Source organism: Pseudomonas sp. Fl5BN2, from assembly GCF_009908205.1.
GTDB lineage: Bacteria > Pseudomonadota > Gammaproteobacteria > Pseudomonadales > Pseudomonadaceae > Aquipseudomonas.
Genome location: NZ_JAAARL010000003.1, coordinates 42,705 through 65,893, shown reverse-complemented (window position 1 = coordinate 65,893; position 23,189 = coordinate 42,705). Strand labels below are relative to the sequence as shown.

The 23,189-nt window shown below is 63.3% G+C and carries 21 protein-coding genes; 7 read left to right on the top strand and 14 right to left on the bottom strand.

All coding sequences use genetic code 11. From position 1 onward, the window contains the following. Positions 1 to 3: 3 nt before the first annotated feature. Complete coding sequence (locus tag GV819_RS04795) at positions 4 to 1,614, top strand: arylsulfatase (RefSeq protein WP_161754004.1); 1,611 nt, start codon at positions 4 to 6, stop codon at positions 1,612 to 1,614. A 128-nt stretch (positions 1,615 to 1,742) separates the two neighbouring features. Here GV819_RS04795 and GV819_RS04790 read toward each other — a convergent pair whose 3' ends face one another. Beyond that, positions 1,743 to 2,816: a fatty acid desaturase gene (locus tag GV819_RS04790; RefSeq protein WP_161754002.1), complete on the bottom strand. Its 1,074-nt coding sequence runs from the start codon at positions 2,814 to 2,816 to the stop codon at positions 1,743 to 1,745. A gap of 100 nt (positions 2,817 to 2,916) precedes the next feature. Between GV819_RS04790 and GV819_RS04785 the strand changes: the two genes are divergently transcribed. Then, positions 2,917 to 3,921: an AraC family transcriptional regulator gene (locus GV819_RS04785; protein ID WP_161754000.1), complete on the top strand. Its 1,005-nt coding sequence runs from the start codon at positions 2,917 to 2,919 to the stop codon at positions 3,919 to 3,921. 56 nt (positions 3,922 to 3,977) lie between these two features. Here GV819_RS04785 and GV819_RS04780 read toward each other — a convergent pair whose 3' ends face one another. Together GV819_RS04780 and GV819_RS04775 are read right to left on the bottom strand one after the other, a co-directional pair. Then, positions 3,978 to 5,366, bottom strand: coding sequence for a heavy metal sensor histidine kinase (locus GV819_RS04780; protein WP_161753998.1), 1,389 nt, complete (start codon positions 5,364 to 5,366; stop codon positions 3,978 to 3,980). Beyond that, entirely contained in the window at positions 5,353 to 6,033 is a 681-nt protein-coding gene (locus GV819_RS04775; protein ID WP_161753996.1) for a heavy metal response regulator transcription factor, read from the bottom strand. The genes GV819_RS04780 and GV819_RS04775 overlap by 14 nt, the downstream gene beginning before the upstream one ends. Before the next feature lie 135 nt (positions 6,034 to 6,168). Between GV819_RS04775 and GV819_RS04770 the strand changes: the two genes are divergently transcribed. Both GV819_RS04770 and uraH read left to right on the top strand, forming a co-directional pair. Next, a complete protein-coding gene (locus GV819_RS04770; protein WP_161753994.1) occupies positions 6,169 to 6,648 on the top strand; it encodes a GlcG/HbpS family heme-binding protein in 480 nt (159 codons plus the stop codon). Positions 6,649 to 6,694: 46 nt separating this feature from the next. Then, positions 6,695 to 7,105 carry a hydroxyisourate hydrolase gene (gene uraH / locus GV819_RS04765; protein WP_161753992.1) on the top strand — a complete coding sequence of 137 codons (411 nt, stop codon included), beginning with the start codon at positions 6,695 to 6,697 and terminating at the stop codon, positions 7,103 to 7,105. 55 nt (positions 7,106 to 7,160) lie between these two features. On the opposite strand, the gene GV819_RS04760 is transcribed toward uraH, so the two are convergent. After that, a complete protein-coding gene (locus tag GV819_RS04760) occupies positions 7,161 to 7,883 on the bottom strand; it encodes a Crp/Fnr family transcriptional regulator (RefSeq protein WP_161753990.1) in 723 nt (240 codons plus the stop codon). 102 nt (positions 7,884 to 7,985) lie between these two features. Between GV819_RS04760 and GV819_RS04755 the strand changes: the two genes are divergently transcribed. Next, positions 7,986 to 8,510, top strand: coding sequence for a DUF962 domain-containing protein (locus GV819_RS04755; RefSeq protein ID WP_161753987.1), 525 nt, complete (start codon positions 7,986 to 7,988; stop codon positions 8,508 to 8,510). Between the two features lie 42 nt (positions 8,511 to 8,552). Here GV819_RS04755 and GV819_RS04750 read toward each other — a convergent pair whose 3' ends face one another. From GV819_RS04750 to dibA, 9 genes are all read right to left on the bottom strand, one after another. Next, positions 8,553 to 10,790 (bottom strand): GMC family oxidoreductase, encoded by a 2,238-nt coding sequence (locus GV819_RS04750; RefSeq protein WP_161753985.1) that lies wholly within the window; start codon positions 10,788 to 10,790, stop codon positions 8,553 to 8,555. Continuing rightward, positions 10,787 to 11,287, bottom strand: a complete 501-nt coding sequence (locus tag GV819_RS04745; RefSeq protein WP_161753983.1) for a sorbitol dehydrogenase — start codon at positions 11,285 to 11,287, stop codon at positions 10,787 to 10,789. The genes GV819_RS04750 and GV819_RS04745 overlap by 4 nt, the downstream gene beginning before the upstream one ends. After that, complete coding sequence (locus tag GV819_RS04740; protein ID WP_256667357.1) at positions 11,284 to 12,654, bottom strand: cytochrome C; 1,371 nt, start codon at positions 12,652 to 12,654, stop codon at positions 11,284 to 11,286. Before GV819_RS04740 ends, GV819_RS04745 begins: the two co-directional genes overlap by 4 nt. 281 nt (positions 12,655 to 12,935) lie before the next feature. After that, positions 12,936 to 13,925 (bottom strand): sulfate/molybdate ABC transporter ATP-binding protein, encoded by a 990-nt coding sequence (locus GV819_RS04735; RefSeq protein WP_161753981.1) that lies wholly within the window; start codon positions 13,923 to 13,925, stop codon positions 12,936 to 12,938. A 3-nt stretch (positions 13,926 to 13,928) separates the two neighbouring features. Continuing rightward, on the bottom strand, positions 13,929 to 14,801 hold the full coding sequence (cysW, locus tag GV819_RS04730) for a sulfate ABC transporter permease subunit CysW (protein ID WP_161753979.1): 873 nt from the start codon (positions 14,799 to 14,801) through the stop codon (positions 13,929 to 13,931). Positions 14,802 to 14,813: 12 nt separating this feature from the next. Next, complete coding sequence (gene cysT / locus GV819_RS04725) at positions 14,814 to 15,632, bottom strand: sulfate ABC transporter permease subunit CysT (protein WP_161753977.1); 819 nt, start codon at positions 15,630 to 15,632, stop codon at positions 14,814 to 14,816. A gap of 147 nt (positions 15,633 to 15,779) precedes the next feature. Continuing rightward, positions 15,780 to 16,790, bottom strand: coding sequence for a sulfate ABC transporter substrate-binding protein (locus GV819_RS04720; protein ID WP_161753975.1), 1,011 nt, complete (start codon positions 16,788 to 16,790; stop codon positions 15,780 to 15,782). 169 nt (positions 16,791 to 16,959) lie between these two features. Continuing rightward, positions 16,960 to 17,142, bottom strand: a complete 183-nt coding sequence (oscA, locus tag GV819_RS04715; RefSeq protein WP_022643503.1) for a sulfur starvation response protein OscA — start codon at positions 17,140 to 17,142, stop codon at positions 16,960 to 16,962. Positions 17,143 to 17,426: 284 nt separating this feature from the next. Next, entirely contained in the window at positions 17,427 to 19,346 is a 1,920-nt protein-coding gene (dibA, locus tag GV819_RS04710) for a phosphodiesterase DibA (RefSeq protein WP_161753973.1), read from the bottom strand. Positions 19,347 to 19,492: 146 nt separating this feature from the next. On the opposite strand from dibA, the gene desA reads away from it, so the two are divergent. Further along, on the top strand, positions 19,493 to 20,674 hold the full coding sequence (gene desA / locus GV819_RS04705; RefSeq protein ID WP_161753971.1) for a delta-9 fatty acid desaturase DesA: 1,182 nt from the start codon (positions 19,493 to 19,495) through the stop codon (positions 20,672 to 20,674). Between the two features lie 228 nt (positions 20,675 to 20,902). Next, positions 20,903 to 21,895, top strand: a complete 993-nt coding sequence (locus tag GV819_RS04700; RefSeq protein WP_161753969.1) for a GGDEF domain-containing protein — start codon at positions 20,903 to 20,905, stop codon at positions 21,893 to 21,895. 57 nt (positions 21,896 to 21,952) lie between these two features. Here the strand turns inward: GV819_RS04700 and GV819_RS04695 are convergent, their stop codons facing one another. After that, positions 21,953 to 23,167, bottom strand: coding sequence for an HDOD domain-containing protein (locus tag GV819_RS04695; protein WP_161753967.1), 1,215 nt, complete (start codon positions 23,165 to 23,167; stop codon positions 21,953 to 21,955). Positions 23,168 to 23,189 lie beyond the last annotated feature (22 nt).

Genomic DNA, 23,189 nt, shown 5'->3' with positions numbered 1-23,189 from the left:
CCGATGCCGCAACGTCCCAACTTCCTGGTGATCCTGGCCGACGACCTGGGCTTTTCCGATCTCGGTGCCTTTGGCGGCGAGATCGCCACGCCGAACCTCGATGCCTTGGCCTTCAACGGCCTGCGCTTGACCGACTTCCACACGGCCCCGACCTGCTCGCCAACCCGTTCGATGCTGCTCACCGGCACCGACCACCACATCGCCGGGATCGGCACCATGGCCGAGGCCCTGACCCCGGAACTGATCGGCAAACCCGGCTACGAGGGTTACCTCAACGACCGCGTGGTGGCCCTGCCGGAGTTGCTGCGCGAAGCCGGCTACCAGACCCTGATGAGCGGCAAGTGGCACCTGGGGCTGACCACCGAGCGTGCGCCCCATGCCCGTGGGTTCGAGCGTTCGTTCTCACTGCTGCCGGGAGCGGCCAACCATTACGCCTTCGAACCGACTTATGACGAACGCACCCCCGGGCTGCTGAAATCCACTCCGGCGCTGTACATCGAGGACGACCGTTTCATCGATGAGCTACCGGCGGATTTCTATTCCTCCGACGCCTTCGGCGACAAACTTTTGCAGTACCTCAAGGAGCGCGACCAGACTCGGCCATTCTTCGCCTACCTGCCGTTTTCGGCGCCGCACTGGCCACTGCAGGCACCCGAGGAAATCGTTGCCAGATACCGCGGTCGCTATGATGCCGGCCCCGAGGTACTGCGCCTGGAGCGCCTGGAAAAACTCAAGGCCCTGGGACTGGTGGATACAGCCGTCGAGCCCCATCCGCTGATCAATCTGAACGCCGAGTGGGATGCCCTCAGCGAGGAACAACGGCAGGTTTCGGCGCGGGCCATGGAGGTGTATGCGGCGATGGTCGAGCGCATGGACTGGAACATCGGCCGGGTGGTGGATTACCTGCGCCAGCAGGGCCAGCTGGATAACACCCTGATCCTGTTCATGTCCGACAACGGCGCCGAGGGCGCCTTGCTCGAAGCCTTTCCCAAGTTCGGCCCGGAGCTTTTGACCTACCTCAACCAGCATTACGACAACCGCCTGGAGAACATCGGCCGAGCCAACTCCTACGTCTGGTACGGACCGGCCTGGGCCCAAGCGGCCACCGCACCGTCGCGGCTATTCAAGGCGTTCACCACCCAGGGCGGGATTCGTGTACCGGCCCTGCTGCACTACCCGCAGCTGTCGCTCAAGGGCCAGATCAGCCATGGCTTCGGCACCGTGATGGACATTACCCCGACCCTGCTCGACCTGGCCGGCGTGCGCCACCCGGGCAAGCGCTGGCACGGCCGTGAGGTGGCGCCGCTGCGGGGCAAGTCGTGGCTGGGCTTTCTCTCCGGGGAAACCGCCCAGGTGCATGACGAACACACGGTGACTGGCTGGGAGCTGTTCGGCCGCCGGGCGATTCGACAGGGGCAGTGGAAAGCGGTGTATATCCCGGGCCCGGTGGGGCCGGCGACCTGGCAGCTGTACGACCTCGGCCAGGACCCGGGAGAGATTCATGACCTGGCCCAGAGCCAGCCGGAGAAACTGCGCACGTTGCTGGAAGAGTGGCAGCGTTATGTGGATGAAACCGGGGTGATCCTCAGCGAATCGCCGTTCCAGCCCGACTGACAGCACAAACGCTGGCCCGCTCATGAACCGGCCGCTGCACGTGTAGGAGCTGGCTTGCCAGCGAAGGCGTCCTCCGGGGCGATGCAAGACGCCAGGGCCCTTTCGCCGGCAAGCCGGCTCCTACAGGCTTAGGCCCGCACACCAGCGCCTGCATCCTCCTGCGCCTGCTCCACGGGATGAAACCGATTGGCCCGGGCAAAGGTGCCGAAGTCGTTGAAACGCACCCCCATCTCAGCCATCACCCTGTGCGCCACCGGCGCCGTCATCTGGCGAATGTAGAAGGGCTCCTTGACCACGAAATGGTGGATGCCGTGGGTGCTGCCGAAATTGCAGCAGAAGGCCTGCAACGGCCACAGCCACCAGGGGTTGAGCACCTGGGTCTGCTGGACCACGTTGCCCGGCTCGATATCGCCGTAGTAGTGCATGTTGGAACTGACAAAGTGCAGGCAGAAGGTGCGCAGCACGTTGGGGCCGATGATCACCACCACCGCGATGTCGATCAGGTGCATCAGCCACAGGGTGTCCTGGGACCACGGGATCGGACTCCCCAGCAGGGCGGCAACGCCGTTGGCCCCGTGAAAGCCCAGGAATACATACCAGGCGCCCCAGTGCAGCAGGGCCAGCGGCGCGTACACGGCCAGGGTGCGCACGAGGATGCCCAGCTTGCGCCTGGCGCCTGGCGCGCGCAGCAGGCGGATCAAGGCCGCCATCATGTTGTCGCCCACCATCAGCAGCCGGGTGAAGCCCCAGGGTTCGCCATTGGTGATGGCCCGCTCTTCGATATCGGCCTCACTGCCCGAGACTTTGTGGTGATTGAGGTGAAGATGGCGCCGTATCCAGGGGTTGATGGTGCTCGGCCGCGCCAGCCAGACCAATGCCAGCATCAGATTGTGGGGCAACCGCCGCTTGCGAAAATACTGGCTGTGGATCAGGTCGTGCTCCAGCTCGTGGGTCAGCGAGGCGAAGAACGCATTGAGCAGCAGACACCCCCACCAGGCCAGGTAACCCTCGATGTAGAGCACTGCCGATCCGACCATCGCGGCCAGGGCGAAGGCCAGAATTCCTGCGCCCAGGGCATCCTGGTGCTTTAGTAACGGGTAGCGTCTGCGCAATTCATCGCCCCGGGCCAGCACCACTTGGCGAACATGCGCGGCGCGTTGCTGTGTATTCATCTCCTCGGGGCTTGCGCAAGTACCTTGCATGATTCCATCCTCTGTTCAGTGATCTGTGCATCCTGCCCCGAGCCCTGGCTCCGGGCGCTAGCCGTAAACGCCAACCTGTTGACCGGACGCGCCAAATCGCATGACTGAAGCCACTTCCCTCGCCAGTTGGACCCGCGCCTTGCGCAAACAACTGGATGCCCTCGACCTCGACAGCGGCGCGCTGTGCCGTGAAGCCGGGCTCGACCCGCAATTGATGGACGACCCCAACGCCCGCTATCCGCTGTCGGCCACTACCCGCCTGTGGCACCTGGCGGTACAGGCGAGCGGCGATCCGGCCATTGGCTTGCGGGTGTCGCGCTTTGTCAGCCCCACCACCTTCCATGCCCTGGGCTACGCCCTGGTGGCCAGCGGCAGCCTGCGGGAAGTGTTCGAGCGCATCGTGCGCTATCACCAAGTGGTCAGCGACGCCCTGGAACTGGCCCTGACTCGAGAGACGGATCGCTATCGGTTCTTCCTCAAGGTGCCGCCAGGTTCGCCACAGCCGGCGTTCGAGGCCATCGACGCGTTTGCCGCGATCTATGTGCGCACCTGCCGCAATCGCCTGGGCCGCGACTATGCGCCACTGGCGGTGCAACTGCGGCGCCCGGCACCACAAGACCCGAGCCAGTGGCACAAGGTGTTTCGCTGCCCGGTGCAATTCGACGCCGCCGACGACTGCCTGGAGTTCGGCCTGCACGATTTCGACAGCCACCTGGACGACGCCAACCCGGAGCTGGCGGAACACAACGAAGCGGTGCTCAAGCGTACCCTGGCGCAACTGCGGCCCCTGACCTGGGAGCGCAAGGTGCGCGGGGTGATTGAAGCCCAACTGCCGGAGGGCGAGCCCTCTGCCGAACGGGTTGCCCAGAGCCTGAACCTGAGTTTGCGCAGCCTGCAGCGGCACTTGGCGGATGAAGGCACGCGCTTCGACACCCTGCTCAACGAATGCCGGGAGAACCTCGCCCTGCTGCACCTGCAAGATCTGGAATGTTCCCTGAGCGAAATCAGCTACCTGCTCGGCTTTGCCGACGCCAGCAGCTTCAGCCGAGCGTTCAAACGCTGGACCGGGCTGACCCCGGGGCAGTTCAGGGACGGGATGCGTTGACGGTTGGCGCCTTGCCCACATAGCGCTCGATCACCGCCTCGCAGACCCGGCAGCGGCTAGGCCAATGGAAAACCCAGTTCGAATAGCGTCGCCTGTTGATCGCTGGTAACCCGGACCTGGCCACCATGCAGCAGCATGATCGAGCGAACGATGGCCAGGCCCAGGCCCCCGGAGTCTCCCGGTTCGGCCCGGGACGGATCGACCCGATAAAAACGGTCGAACAGCCGGGACACATGCTCGGGGGCAATCGCCGGCCCCTGGTTGTGCACCTGCAGCCAGCACCAGCCCGCTTCGACGCGGCGGCGCAAGCTGATCACCGAGCCCTGGTCGGCATGCCGCACGGCGTTGGCCAACAGGTTGCCCAGGGCCCGCTGCAACAATTGCTGGTCAGCCTGCAGTTCGCCGGAAAAACCATTCTCCAGGCGGATATTCCGGTCATCGGCCAGGGCTTCGAAGTAGTCGCAGAGCTCCGCGCCGACCCCCGCCAATGTCAGCGGACGCAGGTCCAGGGCCTGTTCAGCCTGTTCGGTGCGCGCCAGGAACAACAGGTTCTGGGCCATCCGCGTGAGCCGCTCGAACTCCTCCATATTCGACGCCAGCACCTCTTGGTATTCGGCGGCGCTGCGCGGCTGGTTCAACGCCAGGCCGTTGCTGCCCAGGAGGTTGTGCAACGGCGTGCGGATCTCGTGGGCCAGGTCGGCGGAGAACTGCGACAGGCGCTGGAAGCTCTCGTCCAGCCGCGCCAGCATGGCGTTCAAGGCCTGTACCGGCTCGTGGAATTCCGCTGGGATGCCGGTGGTCTGCAGGCGCTGGTCGAGGCTGCGCAAATCAATCTGGCGGACCGACTCGCTGAGCTGGCGCAAGGGGCGCAAGCCTCGGCGCAACAGCAGCAGCCCCAGGGCAAACGCCAATAGAGCCCCCACTCCCACCGCCAGGTACAAGCGCAGGCGATAGCTGGCAAGCATCTGCTCACGTTCGCTGAGGACCTTGCCGGCGACCACGGTCAAGGCTTCGCCCTGGGGTCCGCGGGCCTGTCCCGCCAGCAAGGCGACCGGAACATCGCCGGCGCCGGGCCATACGCTGATATCGCGACGTTGTGGCGGTTGCGCCAGGAGGATCGGCACCAGTGCCGGCAGGCTTTGTTGTCGCGGGTTGATATCGATCACCGTGGAACCGTCGGCCCGTTGCACCAGCAACAGGCTGTCCTGGTTGCCCAGCATGTTCTGGTACAGGCGCGGCCGGGCTTGCAGGGCATCAAGGCTGTCGCTGTCCTGCAACAGGGCCCGTACCTGCTCCAGGCGTCCCAGCAGGGCGAGGTCGTCGCGGTAGGCAATCTCTGCGGCCAGGGAGCGGTAGAGAAATACCCCGATCACACTCAACACCAGAGCACAGACCGCGGCAAACGCCAGTGCCAGGCGCCAGGCAATGGAACTAGAGCGCTTCATCCGGGGCTTCCAACTGGTAACCGACGCCACGCACGGTGTGGATCAGTTTCGGCATGTAGGGATCATCGACCTTGGCCCGCAACCGACGCACTGCCACCTCCACCATGTTGGTGTCGCTGTCGAAATTCAGGTTCCACACCTGGGATGCGATCAGGGTCCGCGACAGCACTTCGCCCTGGCGGCTGGCCAGCAAGTGCAGCAGGGCGAACTCCTTGTTGGTCAGGGCAATACGCTGGCCACCACGACTGACCCGGCGACGCAGTACATCGATTTCCAGGTCGGCGATGCTGTAGGACTCAGCCTCGCGCATAGGCCCCCGACGCAGCAGGGTGCGAACCCGGGCCAGCAATTCGGCGAAGGCGAAGGGTTTGAGCAGATAGTCGTCGGCCCCCAATTCAAGGCCGCGGACCCGGTCTTCGATGGCGTCACGGGCGGTGAGGAACAATACCGGGGTGGCACCACGCTGGCGGACCAGCTGCAGCAGTTGCCAGCCGTTGAGCCCGGGAAGCATCACGTCGAGGATGATCAGGTCGTAGGCCTGCTGCTCGATAAAGTAACGCCCGTCCAGGCCGTTCAAGGCCACGTCGACGGCAAAACCGGACTCGCCCAGGCCCTTGGCGAGGAAATTCGCGGTCTTGGCTTCGTCTTCAACTACCAGCAAACGCATGGCGCACCTCAAGAATGATCGGCACAGGCTAGGCGCCTGGCAGGCGCTTGCCCATTACAAACTTGTAATCCAACTGACGAGGTTCTGACGAGGACGGCTGGCTAAGGTGGCGACCTGTCTTTGCGGAGCCTTCCCATGATTTGCAAAACCCTTGTTCTGAGCCTTGGCCTGAGCCTTGCCGGCAGCGCCCTGGCGGAGCTGGAACTGCCCCGTCACGCCGAGTTGGACCTGGCCACCGCCCGTCAGTTGGCGGACGCCAGCCTGGCCCAGTGTACGGCCGTGGTTTCGGTGCTGGACCGTGGCGGCAACCTGCTGGTGACTTTGCGCAGTGATGGCGTGGGCCCGCACAACACCCTCGCCAGCCAGCGCAAGGCCTATACCGCGCTGTCCAGCAAGACCCCGAGCCGGCTGTTCGCCGAGCGGGCACGGAGCAACCCCGAGGCGGCCAATCTCAATACCTTGCCGGAGCTGTTGCTGCTCGGTGGCGGCATTCCGTTGTTCGCCGGCCATGAACTGGTCGGCGCAATGGGCATTGCCGGTGCCGGTGGTGCCGCGCAAGACGAGGAATGTGCGCTCAAGGCGGCGCAAAAGGTCGGTTTGCGGGCCGCGCTGTGACGTCTATCGGCTGGTTTTTTTTGATCAATGCAATGAGGAGTCGTTCATGATTTTTTTGCGTAATGCTCTGGCCGCTGTCGGCCTCTGCGGTCTGTCGAGCCTGGCCTTGGCGGCCGGCAACCCCTTGAGCGTGCATGTGCTGAACCTGGAGAACGGTTTGCCCTCGCCGGGGGTCAAGGTGACCCTCGAGCAGCATGTGGGCCAGGACTGGAAAGCGTTGTCCACTGGCGTGACCAACGAACAAGGGCGGATCAGCGAGCTGTTTCCCGCCGGCCAGGCCCTGACTGCTGGCGAATATCGAGTGGTGTTCAAGACGGGCGAATACTTCAGGCAGGCCAAGCGCGAGACCTTCTTCCCGGAGATTCCGGTGATCTTCGAGGTCAAGCAGACCGAGCAGCATTACCACATTCCGTTGTTGCTCAGCCCTTATGGGTTCTCGACCTATCGTGGCTCGTAGGCGCTGACTGCTGGCGAGGGCGGTCTTGAGGGCCTCTTCGCTGGCAAGCCAGCTCCTACGGCTGGCGGAACATCGCGGGGGCTGTAGGAGCCGGCTTGCCGGCGAGGGCGCGCAGGCGCTCGGTGTCGAGGATTTCGATCTCGCCGTAGCTCAGGCGCAGAATGCCCTGGTTCTGCAGATCCTTGAGGATCTGGTTGGTGGTCTGGCGCGACAGCGAGAGCATCAGCGCCAGTTGCTCCTGGGGCAGTTGCAGCACACGGCGGGCCTGGGCCACTTCACCGTAGCCGGCAGCCATCGCCAGCAGGCGGCTGGCCACCCGAGCCGGAGCTGGCATCAGGCTCAGTTGCTCCAGGTTGATAAAGGCCAGGCGCAGTTTGTGGCTCATCAACAGGGCGAACTGGCGCCAGTACTGCGGCTGTTGCTCCAGAAGCTGCAACAGTGCTGCCTGCGGCACCTGAAGCAGGGTGCAGGCGCCCTCGGCGTAAGCATCGTGGGTGCGCGGCTGGCCATCGAACAGGCAGATTTCGCCGAACCAGTGGGGCGCTTCCATCAGGCTCAGCAGGGCCTCCTTGCCCTGTTCGCTGACCGCGCCGACCCGCACCGTGCCCTCCAGCACCGCGTACAGGCCGCAGGGCGGATCACCACGCAGGAACAGGCACTGCCCTGGCACCAGCCGGCGCAGGCGGGCACCGCTGAGCAAACTATTCTGTAATGAAGCCGGCAGATGGCTGAACCACTGGCCGGTCATCAGGCACTCACGCCACTGCTGCATATCCATGGACAAGGGGGTTCCTGAGGGCATCGGGATAATTGTCGCCTAGCTGACAGAGCCGTGAGCGGGCACCGGGCATGATCCAGCCACCCTAACGGAGGAACAACAATGAAAAGCCTCGTTGATCATCTCAGTCAATACGCCGCCTACCACCGCGACCCGCGCAATATCGCCAGCCACTTTATCGGCATTCCGATGATCGTGGTGGCGGTGGCGGTGCTGTTGTCGCGTCCCGCCTGGAGCATGGCGGGCATTGCATGGTCGCCGGCGGTGCTGCTGGCCCTTGCCGCGTCGGTGTTCTACCTGCGCCTGGAGTTGCGCCTGGGACTGCTGATGAGTGTGCTGATGGGCCTGTCGGTATGGATCGGTCAGGCGCTGGCGGCACACAGCACCGGGCTCTGGCTGAGCAGCGGCCTGGGCCTGTTCGTGATCGGTTGGGTGATCCAGTTCATCGGCCATTACTACGAGGGTCGCAAGCCGGCCTTCGTCGACGACCTGTCGGGCTTGATCATCGGCCCGTTGTTCGTGGTAGCCGAGCTGGCGTTCCTGCTGGGGCTGCGCCAGGACTTGAAACAGGCCATCGAGCAGCGCTCCGACCCCGTCGCCCTGCGCCACAAGAAAGCCCTGGTCTGAAACTCCGCCCGGGAGCGCCAGGTACGCTCCCGGGCGGATCATTCACAAGGTGCCGAACTCCACTCGCACTGTCAGCGCACCCTGGTTGTCCTGCAGGCCGACACCGTAACGGCCCTCAAGATCGTCGTTGATGCACAGTTGCAGCTCGCCTTTGCGGCCAGCCGGGATCGCAGCCAGATCGCCGATCAGGAAGGGGTCCCCGTCCACCCCGACCCGCCCGATCAACGCCCCTTCATTGGCTCCCGGCAAGGTGTAGCCAGGCTTGGCGACAAAGGCCGGATTGCCCAGGCCATCGACCATGCCCCCCGCCGGGCTGGCCGACCAGCGCCCACTGACACAGCGCACCAGGCGCGGGCTGATGCCATTGAACTGCACTCCGGTGCCCTGCCACGGTTGGTTGGCCTGGACCGTCGCCGTGCTGGCCCGGAGTTCATTGGCCAGCACATCTGCGGCCTGGAACGACAAGGCGGCGATGGTCAGGCTCGGGTTGGCAGTGCCATTGGAGGGGAACACCCCATCCCCCACCAGGAACAGGTTGTGGTGGTCCCAACTGCGCTGGTGCTTGTCGACCACCGAAGTGTTGCGATTGTCGCCCATGCGGTAGGTGCCCATCAGGTGCCCCGCGCCCTGGAAGCTGTAGGGTTCGCCGTCGTAGACGAAGTACCCCGGATTGAATGCCGGATCCGGCTTGAGGTCGGTGAGCTCGGTGGCCCCCAGCAGCTCGGTGATGATGTAGGTGGCCGCCTGCCGGGCCTGCTTGAAGCCCTCCTTGGTGTAGTTCGACAGGTTGTAATGAATCTCCGGCCGAGGGATGCCCAGGCGGTCCGTGTATTCGCTGGAGGGCACGATGTAGCAATCGGCCTGGTCCGGATTGTCCTCCACCTGCTCCACCAGGAAACCGATACGGAACTGGCGGATCAGGCGGTCGTTGAGGGCCTGGATCAAATCGCGTCCGTAGAGTGCGCTGGGCGGCTGCTGGACTCCAGGCAAGGGATTGGTCCGACTGATGTTCTCGCCATCGATCAGGTCGCACACCGTGGTGTAGGGATCGCCAATGGGCCAGTTCAGGCCCTCGTTGCCAATCTCGATGCGCCAGGCCGCACGCTGGCTGCGGAAGGCCCCGTCGCGCAGGCTTTCAATTCCCGCGGTGGACACCGGCCCGCGGTATGGAAACACCGACTGACCTTCCGGCATCAGGCCCCAGGCCAGGTAGATCGGGTGGTCCGAGAGGCTGCGGCCGACCTGGCCACTGCTGTTGGCGACGCCCTGGGGCGCCTCGGGGCAGGCCGAGTTGAGCAGCAGTTTTGGAGTCTCGATGGCGTGGGCGGCAATCACATAGTGCTTGCCCTGGGCCACGCCATTGGCGGTGGGCGGACCGTCACCCAGTTGGTATTGGATGAACTCGATGCCGATGATGCTGGAATCCGTGGCAACCCGGACCTTGCTCGCCACGGTCTTGTACAGCACCCGTACATTGCCGGTTTCCAGGGCCTTGTTCAGGGTCACCGTGGCGTCGTACTTGGCCTGGATCGGGCAGATCGGCGTGCAGTTGGTATTGCCCGCACAGACCCGGCGCCCGGCATATGGCTCGGAGTTGCGCCCGGCCGGAGTCGGGCTCACCAGCAGCGGCATGCCGGCGAACGAGCGGCCTTTCACCGCCTTGACGAAACTGTCGTCCACCAGGGACAGCGGAATGCTGTGCATGGGGAATTGATAGTCCTCGGGAAAGGTCATGCCCAGGTAGCCCTGGTCGGCGACATCCGCCGCCACGCCAATCTCCACCTCGGCGCGGCAATAGGCGCTTTGCAAGTCCTCGTAACCGATGGGCCAGTCGACCCCGACGCCATACTGCGATTTGAGGCGAAAATCATTCGGCAGCATGCGCAGGCAGGTGGCAACCCAGTGCCAGGTGGTGCCACCACCGACGCGCTCATAGGTGCTGGTGAAGGCCAGCGGGCCTTTCTGCACCAGGTAGCTGGTCTGCGGGTTCTGCCAGCCATTGATCAGGTCGGCAATGGTGGGCCGCGGCGCGTTCTGCTGGGCCGGCTGCAGTTCCGGGTACAGCTGCGGCTGCAGAGTGCTGGCCGGCGGGTACGGCGACTCCGGTGTTTTCAGGGTAGCGTTGTAGAAACGCTCCATGTATTGAGTGCGATTGGCCGGAATGCTCGGCCCGGATTCCAGCACCAGGACACTGACCCCGGCCAGGCCCAGCTGATAGGCAATAATGCTGCCCGCCAAACCGGCACCGACGATCACCACATCCGCTTGTTCCACGCTCATGACGAAGCTCCTTGCTGAACCTTGGAAGGCACGCCGGTAAAGGCTTCCAGGCTGGGCGGCGTCTCGCCCCAGTAGCCGAAATGAAACTGGCTATAGCCCATGGGATGGGCCTGCGCGGCCCTCCAGGCCCAACTCTGCTGATAGGCCAGGTCGGACACTACCGACTGCTGCTTTTCCTGGTAGCGGCCGGCTTCATAAGGCTGGTACCAGACCCCCAGCAGCCACAGTTTCATGATCGAGCGGCAGGCCTGGGTTGCCTGATGTTTGGGATCTGCGAGCAGCACTTTGGCGATTTCGTCCGATGGCAGATGATCGGCGGCCAGAGTCGCGTACTGGCTCAGCAAGGCATCGAGCACTGCATCGGTGAGTCGTGGACGGATGTAGGCCAGGAACTTCGTGGGCAGGTCGATGGGGTCTATCAGCGGCGCCAGAAAATCAATACCGATCCCCAGCAGTGCCGAGGACAGGCCGACAAAGTTCGCACGATCAGTACTCATGGTTTACTCCCTGCGGCGCCAGTGGATTGGGCACGCTCCAGCAGATAGGTGAAGTCGGCAAAGGTGGTGCGCGGGTTCTGGGTGACCCGGGTGGTGGCGTTGTTGTGGCAGTCCATGCAGCTGGAAGAGGCCTGGGGCACCGTGCCCTGGATAAAGGTTTCCAAGGTCGCGTTGGCGAGGAAGGTCGGTGCCGGGCTGCCCAGGGGATTGGTCGGCGAGGGGGCGCCACAGTCTTTGGCCCGATCGGCGGGCCACTGGGTGTTGATCAGTTGATAGTTGGCCCACACGCTCTGGGGGTTGGCCGTGCGCAGCAACGCCTGAAAGGTGCCGTTCAGCGCCTTGGTCTCGGCGGTCAGGGGGATTTCGCGCACGATCTGCGACGGCGTGGCCTTCACCGACGGGTTCCAGGGCCGCGGTGGCGGCTGGTTGATCTCGGCCTGGCTGGCGGCGTTGTAGAACAGGTACGGCCCTTTGCGCTGGTCCGGCGGGGTGGTTTTTTCCGGCACGTTGTCCACATGTTCGAAGGTCGACCACACCCACTGCGGCGCCTCCTTGGTCTTGTGCACGATGTGCAGGCCCACCAGGCCCACCGGTTCGGCCTTGCACGACTCTTCGACGATCGGGCCATGAGCCGGATCGATATTGCCGGGGGTGTAGACCAGGGCGTCGACCGTATGGAAACGGCTGCGCTGGTCATTGCCGTCGAGCACCTTCCATGACGCCTTGACCATGATCGCGCCGACCTGCTTGTCCTCGGTGGAGCCACAACTGAAGGCCACGAGGTTTTTGTCGCTGGCGGCAAAATACGCTTTCTGCCCCTCGATGCTGTACAGCCCCTTGTTGAGGATGTCGTCGAACATCGGCCGGTTGACCACGATTTCGTTGCGGGTGTAGGTGCCGCTCTGGTCCACCAGCGGGCCGCTCTGGAACGGCTGGATGAACTCGTCCAGGACACCTGCGACCTTGCCCATCTGCTGCAGCAGGCGCCCGGGCTTGAGCCCTTCACAGACCTTGGGAATGCTCGCGGGGGCATCCCAGGGCGCAGGCTTCTCGCCCTTGGGCCGGAAGATCTGGTAGCTCTCTTTCCAGCTCTCCCAGACGGTGGGGCCATCTTCCTGGCCGATCAGTCCGGGGGCCGGGCTGCCGTCGTCCTGGGCCGGCCAGTTGAGGGCAATGAAGGTTTGCCAGGACAGCACGTCGAAATCGCGCTGCAGGCTTTCCAAGGTCGGAGGTAGGGTGACCTTGACGTCGAAAGGGATCTGCGGGGACAGGGTGGGGGGTGTAACGGCGAGGGCTAGCGGGCTGAGCAGTGCACCCAATAGCGCACAACCGAACCTCGGACAGGGCCGATGGACTTCCTTTTTCATGCTTGTCTCCTTGGCATCAGGCTGGCCAGGAGACAAAGCGCCGGTCCGTCATGGACTCTTCAATCGCGCCCTCCTGGCACAATTTCCAGCGTAGATAAGGAATGTTGCGGCCAGTACACCGGCCATAGATCGAATCGAGCTAGCGGTAATAGCCAGAAGCCATCGCCCACCACACCATCCCCGTAGGAGCCGGCTTGCCGGCGAAAGGGCCCCCGAGCCGTGTGCAAACCTGGAGGACGCTTTCGCTGGCAAGCCAGCTCCTACGGAGGGGCCAGTTGGAGTCAGAGGCTGGCGAGTTTCTGCCAGACCTTGGGCTTGAAGAACAGGGTCTCGCCCTTGGCCAGGCCGATCAGGCTGTCGTGATCCTTCACCACTTCGGCTTCGATCAGCTCGCTCTGCCCTTCGACCTTGAGGGTCACCCGGGTGGTGGCGCCCAGCGGACGGATGTCGCGCACTTCGGCGGCGTGGTGGTCTTCCAGTTCCGAGCGCGACAGCGACACTTCGTGGGGACGGAACAGCACGTGCTGGTCCTCACCCAGGTGCAAGCGGTTGGAGTCGCCGAGGAAGTGGTAGACGAAGTCGCTGGCCGGGTTCTCGTAGACCTCGCCCGGGGAGCCGATCTGCTCGATCACGCCCTTGTTCATCACCACGATGCGGTCGGCCACTTCCATCGCCTCTTCCTGGTCGTGGGTGACGAACACCGAGGTCAGGTTGATGTCTTCGTGCAACCGCGCCAGCCAGCGCCGCAGTTCCTTGCGGACCTTGGCGTCAAGGGCACCGAAGGGCTCGTCCAGCAACAGCACCTTGGGTTCTACCGCCAAGGCACGGGCCAGGGCGATACGCTGGCGCTGGCCGCCGGACAGCTGCTCCGGGTAACGGTCGGAGAGCCAGTCCAGTTGCACCATGTTCAGCAGCTCGTGGACCTTCTCGGCGATCTTGCTCTCGCTGGGACGCTGGTTCTTCGGCTTCATGCGCAGGCCGAAGGCAACGTTGTCGAACACGCTCATGTGACGGAACAGGGCGTAGTGCTGGAACACGAAACCGACGTTGCGATCACGCACGTCGTGGCCGGAGACGTCCTCGCCATGGAACACGATGCTGCCGTCGTCGGGGGTTTCCAGGCCGGCGATGATCCGCAGCAGGGTGGTCTTGCCGCAGCCGGACGGACCCAGCAGGGCCACCAGCTCGCCGCTGTGGATATCCAGGTTGATGCTGTTCAGAGCCTTGAAGGCGTTGAAGTTCTTGCTGACGTTACGGACTTCGATCGACATGTCTTATTCCTCCGCGGCGCTAGCGCGCAGGCGGTTGATTCGGGATTCGCTCCACTGCTTGAGCAGCAGGATGAACAACGCAAGGATCAGCAACAGGCTGGCCACGGCAAAGGCGGCAACGTGGTTGTACTCGTTGTAGAGGATCTCCACGTGCAGCGGCAGGGTGTTGGTCACCCCGCGGATGTGCCCGGAAACCACCGACACCGCGCCGAACTCGCCCATGGCCCGGGCGGTACAGAGCACCACGCCATAGATCAGGCCCCATTTGATGTTCGGCACCGTGACGTGCCAGAACATCTGCCAGCCATTGGCCCCCAGCAGCCTCGCAGCTTCCTCTTCCTGGGTGCCCTGCTCCTGCATCAGCGGGATCAGTTCACGGGCGACGAAGGGCACGGTGACGAAGATGGTGGCCAGGACAATGCCCGGCAGGGCGAAGACGATCTGGATGTCGTGATCCTGCAGCCACGGGCCGAACAGGCCCTGGGCACCGAACATCAGCACATAGACCAGGCCCGCGATCACCGGGGAAACCGAGAACGGCAAGTCGATCAGGGTCACCAGGATGCTCTTGCCACGAAACGAGTACTTGCTCACGCACCAGGCGGCGCACACCCCGAAGACCAGGTTCAGCGGCACCGAGATCAGCACCGCGAACACCGTGAGCTTCAGTGCCGACAGCGCGTCGGGTTCGAAGATCGCCTCGAAGAACGCCCCCAGCCCGAGCTTCAGGCCCTGGGACACGACGATGAACAAGGGCAGCAGCAGGAACAGTGCGAAGACCAGCCAGCCAAGACCGATCAGGATACGCCGCGAGCCTGCACTGCCGCGCCTTGCGGCGTTGGCCGAAGAGGCTGCGGAAATAGACGATTGGGACATGTTCGCGCCTCCTTAAGGTCGTTCGATGCGCCGCTGCAACAGGTTGATCAGCAGCAACAGGACAAAGGAAACCACCAGCATCAGCACGCCGATGGCGGTAGCGCCGGTGTAATCGTACTGGTCGAGCTTGACCATGATCAGCAGCGGCAGGATCTCGGTTTTCATCGGCATGTTGCCGGCGATAAAGATCACCGAGCCGTACTCACCAACGCCCCGGGCAAAGGCCAGGGCAAAACCGGTGAGCCAGGCTGGCAGCAACGCCGGCACCAGGATGTAACGGAACACCTGCAACGGTTTGGCGCCGAGGCAGGCGGCGGCTTCTTCCACTTCACGGGGAATGTCCGCCAGCACCGGCTGCACCGTGCGCACCACGAACGGCAGGGTGACGAAGGTCAGGGCCAGGGTGATGCCCAGGGGCGTGTAGGCGATCTTGAACCCCAGGTCGGTGGCGAACTGGCCCACCAGCCCGGTGGGCGCATACAACGCGGTCAGGGCGATGCCGGCCACCGCAGTGGGCAGGGCAAACGGCAGGTCGATCATCGCGTCGATGATCTTGCGTCCGGGGAAGGTATAACGCACCAGGACCCAGGCCAGCAGCGTGCCGATAATGCCATTGATGATCGCCGCGCACAGCGCGGTGCCGAAACTCAGCTTGAGGGCGGCGAGCACCCGTGGCGCCGAGACGATGGCCCAGAACTGGTCCCAAGTGAGTTGCGCGGCATGCACGAACATCGCCGCCAGGGGGATGAGCACAATCAGGCTGAGGTACACCAAGGTGTAGCCCAGCGTCAGCCCGAAGCCGGGTATGACGGGGGAGATACGACGCGACATAAAAGTCCTTGGTTAACGAAACGGATACGCAAAACCCGCAACTCAATGCGGGCTCTACCTGGTAGGAGTCGGCTTGCCGGCGAAAGGGCCCGCAAGTCGTGCATTGCCCTCAGGGGCGCCTTCGCTGGCAAGCCAGCTCCTACGGGGTTACTGCGCCGTGTAGATCTGGTCGAACACACCACCGTCATTGAAGAATTTCGGTTGCGCAGTTTTCCAGCCGCCGAAGTCCTTGTCGATAGTCACCAGGTCCAGTTTGGGGAACTGTTGGGCATATTTGGCGGCTACGTCCTTGTCCCGCGGGCGGTAGAAGTTCTTCGCGGCGATTTCCTGGCCAGCCGGGCTGTACAAGTGTTTGAGGTAGGCCTCGGCAATCTCGGTGTTGCCCTTTTTCTCGGCGTTCTTGTCCACCACCGCCACGGGCGGCTCGGCGAGGATCGACAGTGAAGGCACGACGATGTCGAATTTGTCGGCGCCGCCATCTTCCTTGAGGGCCAGGAAGGCTTCGTTTTCCCAGGCCAGCAGCACGTCGCCCTGCCCGTTGTTGACGAAGGTGATGGTCGAGCCGCGCGCACCGGTGTCGAGGATCGGTACGTGCTTGAACAGCTCCTTCACGTATTCCTGAGCCTTGGCTTCGCTACCGCCGGCTTTCAGGCCGTAGGCCCAGGCGGCCAGGAAGTTCCAGCGCGCACCGCCGGAGGTTTTCGGGTTCGGGGTGATCACCGAGACGTCTTTCTTGATCAGGTCGCCCCAGTCCTTGATGCCCTTGGGGTTGCCCTTGCGCACCAGGAACACGATGGTCGAGGTGTAGGGGGTGCTGGCGTCCGGCAGGCGCTTCTGCCAGTCCGCCGGCAGGGTCTTGCCGAGCTTGGCGATTTCGTCGATGTCGCCGGCCAGGGCCAGGGTCACCACATCAGCGCGCAAGCCATCGATCACTGCCCGGCCTTGCTTGCCGGAACCGCCGTGGGATTGCTGGATCTTCACGTTATCGCCGGGATGCGACTGCTTCCAGAAGCTTGTGAACTCGGCGTTGTAGTCCTGGTACAGCTCGCGGGTCGGGTCGTAGGAGACGTTGAGCAGCTCGTAATCCTTGGCAACGGCGGAACCGGCAAAAACGGCGCTGGCGAGTGCGGCCAGGGCATAACGGCGAATCGATGACATGGTGAAGCTCCTGAAATTTTTTAAGGTGCTGGCTTTTTCTTATGGCGATTCAGGCCCGCATTCGTGGGTGAACGCTGGGGTTCATGCTGGGGGTCATGGATCACGCCCTCCGGTTGACCAGTCGGGCCTCTCGGTCGAGAGGGTGACGCGGGATTCGGCTAGACGACGATTAACTGGGTTTGTTGCCGGGCTGTTGCAGGCGGAATTTTTCCTTGCGTTCGATCTGCACCACCTGGGCGTTGTGCACGGTGATTTCCACCGCGCCGAAACGCAGGTCGCGCAGCGCGCTCTGGATTTCACGCAAGATGGTTGCTTCGTCCTGGCCGTCAACGCTGCGTAGAGATGCGCTCATGGTGCTGCTCCTTGGGTGAGAGGTGCCTGGCAGTGGCGGCACTGCGTGTGGCGTGGGAGCAATAGTAGATAGGCGCGGATATTCTTAAAAATACTATTTAAGAATGTTTATATAACCAGAAAAATTATCTGTCGGGACGGGGGCTTAGCGGTTTCCTGTGGCCGCCGCCACAGCTTGCAATGAGGCTGGAAGGGCCTTGATAGGCCCTCAAGAGCAATATCCGCGGAGTAATGGGGGCGCACCCCTGCAGTAGCGGCTACAGGGGCATGCATCCATTCCGGCGATCAGCAGATCGGCGGCGCGTTGCTCCAGTCCAGTTGCTGCGCCGGCACCGGCCGGCCGAACCAGTAGCCCTGGCCCAGGTCGCAGCCATGCTCGAGAAGAAACCGCGCCTGCTCCACCTGCTCGATGCCTTCGGCGTGAACCTGCATGCCCATGCTCTGGGCCAGGGCGATGATGACCCGGGAAATCGCCGCGTCGTCTTCGTCCCCCGGCAGGCCGGCGACAAATCCCTGGTCGATCTTGAGTTTTTGTACCGGAAGGCGCTTGAGCCGCAACAACGATGAGTAGCCGGTGCCGAAGTCGTCGATGGCCAAGCGAATGCCCAACTCGCGCAAGCGGTGCATCTGCTCCAGGGCCACCTCAGGATCATCCATCACCGCGCTTTCAGTCACTTCAAGTTCCAGGTAGGCCGGGTCCAGCCCGGTGTCGTGCAGCACCTGGGCCACCTGTTGATACAACTCGCTGCGGGCGAATAGCCGGGTCGAGACGTTCACCGCGATAAACGACAGCACCACGCCTTCGGCCTGCCATTGGCACATCTGCCGGCAAGCCTGCTGCATGACCCAGGCATCGATCTCGGCAATCATCCCGGTGCGTTCGGCAATCGGAATGAACTCCGCCGGCGACACCAGGCCACGCAGGGGGTGCTCCCAGCGCACCAGGGCCTCGACGCCGATCAACCGGCTGTTCTTGAGGTCGTGCACCGGCTGGTAGTAGACCCGCAGTTCTTGCTGGTCCAGGGCCCGGCGCAGTTCGAAAGCGGTCTCCACCCGCTGCTGGGCATGGGCGGTGAGCTCTTCGGTATACAAGGCATAACCATTGCGCCCGGTGCTCTTGGCCTTGAACAGCGCCGCATCGGCATTGCGCAGCAGTTGGCTGGCGCTCAGGGCATCGCTGGGAAACAGACTGATACCAATGCTGACATTGGTCACCAGTTGCTGTTCGCCCAACTGGAAGGGCTCCTTGAGGCCATCAATGATGCGCTGGGCCAGCGCTGCCGCCTGCACCAGTTGCGGGCAACTCTCGGCCAGCACGGCGAACTCGTCACCCCCCAGGCGCGCCAGGGTGATGCCCGGACCGAACATGCTCGCCAAGCGCTCGGCCACGGCCTTGAGCAGTTGGTCGCCAACGTTGTGGCCGAAGCTGTCGTTGATCATCTTGAAGTGATCCAGGTCGATCATCAGCATGGCGCAGCCGCGCTTGTGGATCTGCGCCGAAGCCAGGGCCTGCTCGGCACGATCGGTGAACAGCAGGCGATTGGGCAGGTCGGTCAGCGGGTCGTGGTGGGCCAGGTGAGCCAGTTCGTGCTCGGAATCCTTGATCGCGCTGATGTCGGAGAACACCGCGACGTAATGGGAAAGTTCACCCTGGTCATCGTGGATCGCGCGAATGGTTTGCCACTGCGGGTAGATTTCACCGCTCTTGCGGCGATTCCAGATTTCGCCGCTCCACTCGCCGGTTTGCTGCAAGGTATCGAACATCGCCTTGTAGAAGTCCACCGAATGATGCCCGGACTTGAACATGCTCGGCTGATGACCCAGCACTTCTTCGCGCTGGTAGCCGGTGATCTCGATGAAGGCGCGGTTGACGTGGACGATCTGTCCCCGGGTGTCGCTCACCAGCACCCCTTCGCGGGTACAGTCGAACACCGCCGCAGCCTGGCGCAGACGCTCGCGATCCTTTTGCTGATGACGCAACCAGCGATCGGCCCCCATCAGCCGCAACAGCCGGGCACGGGCAAAGAAGATCAGCACCGCGCTGAACACCGCCCAGATATAGGCACCCACCGACTGCCAGTGAGCCCGATCGGCTAACTCATCGAAGAAACTGCTTAATAAATAACCACTGAACTGCAGCCAGACCAGCGATAGCAGCAGATAGAGCAGCGCGGCACGCAAACCATTGCGATAAGAAACCGACATAAGTCCGTCTATTTCCACACGAAAAGTTTGGGATTATAGAGGAAGAAACATTCCGCCACTCTTATCTGAAAGCGCGACTGGTTTTCTGAGTGCGCTTGGTGATAATGCCTGAGCTATTTTTTTCTTTTTCGAGGGCCTTATCGCCTATGTGGTATGAAGGTTTACTTGGCTTGTCCGCCTGGCAACTGGTGGCAGTCACCCTGTTGATGACCCACGTGACCATTGTCGCGGTCACGGTCTATCTGCATCGCTATTCCGCCCACCGCGCCCTGGAACTCAACGCCGGGCTGAAGCATTTCTTCCGTTTCTGGTTGTGGTTGACCACGGCGCAGAACACCCGCGAGTGGACCGCCATCCACCGCAAGCACCACGCCAAGTGCGAGACCGTCGACGATCCCCACAGCCCGGTGATCAAGGGCTTGTCCACCGTGCTGCGCAAGGGCGCCGAACTGTACCGCGAAGAGGCGCAGAACCCGGAAACCCTGCGCATCTACGGCAAGAACTGCCCGGAAGACTGGATCGAGCGCAACCTCTACAGCCGCTACAAGATGGGCGGCATCGCGCTGATGGCGGTCATCGACCTGCTGCTGTTCGGCACCATCGGCATCACCATCTGGGCCATCCAGATGATGTGGATTCCGTTCTGGGCCGCGGGCGTCATCAACGGCCTGGGCCACGCCGTCGGCTACCGCAACTTCGAATGCCGCGACGCCGCCACCAACCTGGTGCCCTGGGGCATCATCGTCGGCGGCGAAGAACTGCATAACAACCACCATACCTACCCCAACTCGGCCAAGCTCTCGGTGAAGAAGTGGGAGTTCGACATGGGCTGGGCCTGGATCAAGCTCTTCAGCTTCCTGCGCCTGGCCAAGGTCCAGCGGGTGGCGCCGATCGCCCACCGGGTCGAAGGCAAGGGGCACCTGGACATGGACACCGCCATGGCCATCCTCAACAACCGGTTCCAGATCATGGCCCAGTACCGCAAGCTGGTGATCGGCCCGCTGGTCAAGCAGGAACTGGCCAAGGTCGATCATTCGGTGCGTCATCAGTTCCACCGGGCCAAGCGCCTGCTGTCCCGGGAAACCAGCCTGCTGGAAGACCGTCACCACCTGCGTATCCAGAACATCCTGGAGCACAGCCAGGCGTTGAAAGTGATCTACGAGAAGCGCCTGGCCCTGCAACAGATCTGGGTCAAGACCAGCTCCAACGGCCACGACATGCTGGCGGCGATCAAGGATTGGGTACATGAAGCCGAAGCCAGCGGCATCCAGTCCCTGCGGGACTTCGCCCATCAGTTGAAGACCTACTCCCTGCGTCCCACGCTCTGAGTCCAGCCCCTCACCACCCTGTGGTGAGGGCGCTTGGCGGCGATCCGGCACCGACAAAAAGGCGCCCTCCGGACTCGATCGACCGTCTGGCGGGCGCTTCTGGTATCGCGAGCACAGCCGGGAACTTAGCGCCCGATCCCCTATCTCAAACAACACTTCGCCACCCAGGCGGGCTTGGTTGTAGCCGCCGTCGAACTTCGCGCGGCACGCCCTTTGAGATCTGTGCCGATGGTCAACAAGAACCTACACACTCCATCTTCGCTGCCCCTGTGGCCCGAGGCCGCACAAACCCTGATGGCCCTGATGCACGCCCAGGGCGAGGTCGCTCGCCTGACCGAGCGCGAGCAGTTGTTCAGTTCCTTGCTGGTCAGCGTCAACGCGGTGCTCTGGGCCTTCGACTGGGAGAAACGCCAGGTGCTGTACGTCAGCCCGGCCTACGAACGGATTTTCGGCCGCGCTGCCGGGCTGTTGCTGGCGGACTGCAACCAGTGGCGCGACAGCATTTACCCTGATGACCTGGAATATGCCGAGCGCAGCCTGGCCCAGGTCCTGGATAAAGGCGCGGTGGAAGATCGCGAGTACCGCATCATCGACGCCGAGGGCCAGGTACGCTGGCTCAGCGACAAGTGTTTCATCAATCGCAACCCCGAGCCCGGGCAGCCGGTCATCGTGGTCGGTATCGCCGAAGACATCACCGAGAAGAAACACCTGGAAGCCGAGCTGCATCGCCTGGCGACCACCGATGTGCTGACCCAGAGCAGCAACCGCCGACACTTCTTCGAATGCGCCAATCGCGAGTTCGAACACTCTCGCCTGCACGGTTTGCCCCTGGCCTTCCTGCTGCTGGACATCGACGACTTCAAGGTGGTCAACGACACCTACGGCCATCCCGAAGGTGACATCGTGCTGCAACGCATTGCTGAAAGCGGGCGCGCGGCACTGCGCCGCGGCGACCTGTTCGGGCGCATAGGCGGCGAGGAGTTCGCCGCGGTGTTTCCCGGTTGCACTGCGGAAATGGCACAGCAGGTCGCCGAGCGCCTGCAGCGGGAGATCCAGCGCCAGAACTTCAGCCACCTCGGCCAGGCCTTCAACATCACCATCAGCCAGGGCCTGACCGGCCTGCTAGCGGAAGATGAAAACCTCGACAGCCTGTTCGCCCGCGCCGACGCCGCCATGTACGAGGCCAAGCGCCAGGGCAAGAACCGTATCGTCACGGGGTAAATTGAGGACTGGCCAGCGCTAGACTGCGGCGTTTCGCCGGCAGGCCGGCTCCTGCCATCAGCCTTTGCGCAGGCGGGTCAGCTCCGGCAAGCCAATCTTCAGCAGGCGCGCAGTCTTGCTACGGGCTACCGCTTCCACGCCCTCGGTGGGTGTCAGCCGCGCCAATTGCGCCGCCAGGTTCATCACCAGGGCTTCGCGGGAGTAGACACCACCACCCAATTGGTAGATCGAGGCGATCAGTTCACGCAGCTCCAGAGGCATGCGCCAGCGGGTGCGCAGGGCTGAGCCGTAGGCGGCGCCAAAGCGCTCCAGGGCGTCACCGATCTCTTCCTGGTCGTCCAGCTCGCCCCCGGCTTGCTTCCACTCTTGCAGGCAACGCAGCAAGGCCAGGTCACCGAGTCGGTGCAAGAGGCCGGCGCAGTAACAGCGTTCCTGGTCCAGATCCAGCAGGCGGGCCAGGGTCCGGCCGTATTCAGCGGTGTGCAGTGACAAGCCCCAGTAACGTTCGGCGTAGTCGGCCAAGGCTGGATCGCTGAGACGGGCGCTGCGCTTGAGGACCAGGCCGAGAATCAGGTTCATGCTCTGCCCGGTGCCCAACTGATGCAGGGCCTGGGACAAGGTTTGCACGCCATCGCCATTGTGTTGCGCGGCGCTGTTGGCAGCAGCAATCAGCACTGCGGTGACCTGGGGGTCGGTGTGCAGTTCGTCTTGCAGCAGCTTGAGGTCCAGGTCATTGGGACTGAGGCTGCGCTTGACCGCCAGTTGCACGTCGGTCAGCAGCGGGGCACCGTCGGCGGTCTCACGCCGGCGTTCGAGAAAATCCCACAAGGTCATGCCCGGAGCCAGCGCCGGCACCTCGCAGGAAACCTCTTGGCCGTCGGCCAGCAACAGCCCCTGCAGGCGCTGGGTCAGGCCTTCCAAGTTCAAGGGTTTGGTCAGGTAGGCAGTGGGCGCCAAAGGCAGCGCCTCGCGCACACTGGCGCTGTCGTTGCGCGCACTGAGCAGAATGAACGGCTGCAACGGATTGCGCTTGCGCTGGCGCACCGCGCGCAGTACCGAGAGGCCATCAACGCCCGGCAGCTCCCAGTCGGCAATGATCAGGTCGTAGGGTATGGCGCTCAGCAGGTCCATGGCCTCCTGACCGTCGGCACACAGGTCCAGGCGTGCGTCACAGCGCACGTTCAACAGAACTTGCTTGAGCAGATCACGGGACCAGGGGTCGGCCTCGGCAATCAGCACGCGAGGTACAGCAGGTAAATCAACAGCGGTCATGCAGCACGCTCCGGTAACTATG